Annotated in this window: 3 protein-coding genes; 2 read left to right on the top strand and 1 reads right to left on the bottom strand. The window is 70.0% G+C overall.

The genetic code is table 11. From position 1 onward, the window contains the following. Window positions 1-516 (top strand): diaminopimelate epimerase (dapF, locus tag ACOADB_RS21610; RefSeq protein ID WP_378603378.1); only part of this gene is annotated, 516 nt, incomplete at its 5' end. A gap of 19 nt (window positions 517-535) precedes the next feature. After that, window positions 536-1,312 (top strand): SDR family NAD(P)-dependent oxidoreductase, encoded by a 777-nt coding sequence (locus ACOADB_RS21605; RefSeq protein WP_378603376.1) that lies wholly within the window; start codon window positions 536-538, stop codon window positions 1,310-1,312. 51 nt (window positions 1,313-1,363) lie between these two features. On the opposite strand, the gene ACOADB_RS21600 is transcribed toward ACOADB_RS21605, so the two are convergent. Continuing rightward, a partial coding sequence (locus ACOADB_RS21600) for a hypothetical protein (protein ID WP_378603373.1) occupies window positions 1,364-1,694 on the bottom strand: 331 nt, incomplete at its 5' end.

Below are 1,694 nucleotides of genomic sequence, written 5' to 3'. Positions count from 1 at the left end.
CCGGTCGCCACGCGCGACGGGGTGAAGGTGCTGACCTTTGCCGGTGGTGCGGCCAACGGCGAGATCACCGTCGACATGGGCACCCCGAAGGTCCTCGAGGACACCCAGGTGTCGATCGGCGACCAGTCCTGGCCGGCCCTGCACGTCGACATGGGCAACCCCCACGCGGTGGCCTTCCTCGACGCCGACCTCGCCGACATCGGCCCGCTCCTCGATCCGCCGGTCCACGACGACGCCGTCTACCCCCACGGGGTCAACGTCGAGTTCGTCGTACGACGCGGGCCCGGCCATGTGGCGATGCGGGTCCACGAACGGGGCTCCGGCGAGACCCGCTCGTGCGGCACCGGCGCGTGCGCCGTGATGGTGGCCGCCGCCCTCGCCGACGGCGCGGAGCGCGACACCGCCTACCGGGTCGACCTGCCTGGCGGGACGCTGCAGATCACGTGGACCGCCGACGACCGGATCCTGATGACCGGTCCCGCCGTGATCCTGGCCGAGGGCCGCACCTCTCTCTGACCTCGCTACAGTCCGTCGCATGGAACTCACTGGAACCTCCGCCATCGTCACGGGCGGCGCGTCGGGCATTGGTGCCGCGGCCGCTCGCCAGCTCGCTGCCAAGGGCGCGACCGTCGTCGTCGCCGACCTGCAGGCCGACAAGGGCGAGGCCCTTGCCGCCGAGATCAACGGCGTCTTCGCCCAGGTCGACGTCACGAACACCGAGCAGATCGCCGCCGCCGTCAAGGTCGCGTCCGAGATCGCCCCGCTGCGTGCCGTCGTCAACTCCGCCGGCATCGGCTGGGCGCAGCGCACCATCGGTCGCGACGGCCAGCTCGAGTCCGCCCACTCGCTGGAGGCCTTCACCAAGGTCGTCCACATCAACCTGATCGGCACCTTCGACATGGTCCGCCAGGCCGCGACCGCGATGAGCCTCAACGAGCCTGACGCCGACGGCTGCCGCGGCGCCATCGTCAACATGGCCAGCGTGGCCGCCTTCGACGGCCAGATCGGCCAGGCGTCGTACTCCGCCTCGAAGGGTGGCGTGGTCGGCATGACCCTGCCCGTCGCGCGCGACCTCTCGGCTGCCGGCATCCGCCTCAACACGGTCGCGCCCGGCCTGATCGACACCCCGATCTACGGCGAGGGCGAGGCCGCCGACGCGTTCAAGGCCAACCTCGGCCAGAACGTGTTGTTCCCCAAGCGCCTCGGCACGCCCGACGAGCTGGCCAGCATGGTCATCGAGTGCATCACGAACTCGTACATGAACGGCGAGGTCATCCGCGTCGACGGTGGCATCCGGATGCCCCCGAAGTAGTTCGCGAACTCAGCTCATCGCGAGTTCGATCGCGCCGGTGCCGGGGCTGGATCAGCCCTGGCACCACATGGCGCCGTACGGCCCCTCGGTCGATCGCCGTTCGGTGACCCTGCCGTCGACGGTGATCTTGCAGGACTCCGGCTTCCCGTCCACACCGGCCTGGACGAAGACCACCGCGTAGTCGGGGTTGCCGTACACCGTGGTCGTGAGCGACCACGTGTTGCTCTTCTCGTTGTGCGATCCCTGCGGGTGCTCGACGCTGGTCGGGATGACGTAGGCGACGGTGCCGAGCGCGTGCGGCGCCGACAACGTGATCGTCAGCTTGTGCTTCGGGAGCGAGAAGACGTCGCTGTCGCCGGAGATGCCGGGCTGGGTGCCGAGA

The organism is Nocardioides sp. CPCC 206348, from assembly GCF_048654705.1.
Lineage (GTDB): Bacteria > Actinomycetota > Actinomycetes > Propionibacteriales > Nocardioidaceae > Nocardioides.
Note: the sequence above shows the minus strand (reverse complement) of the source record. Positions and strands in the feature narration are given on the sequence as shown.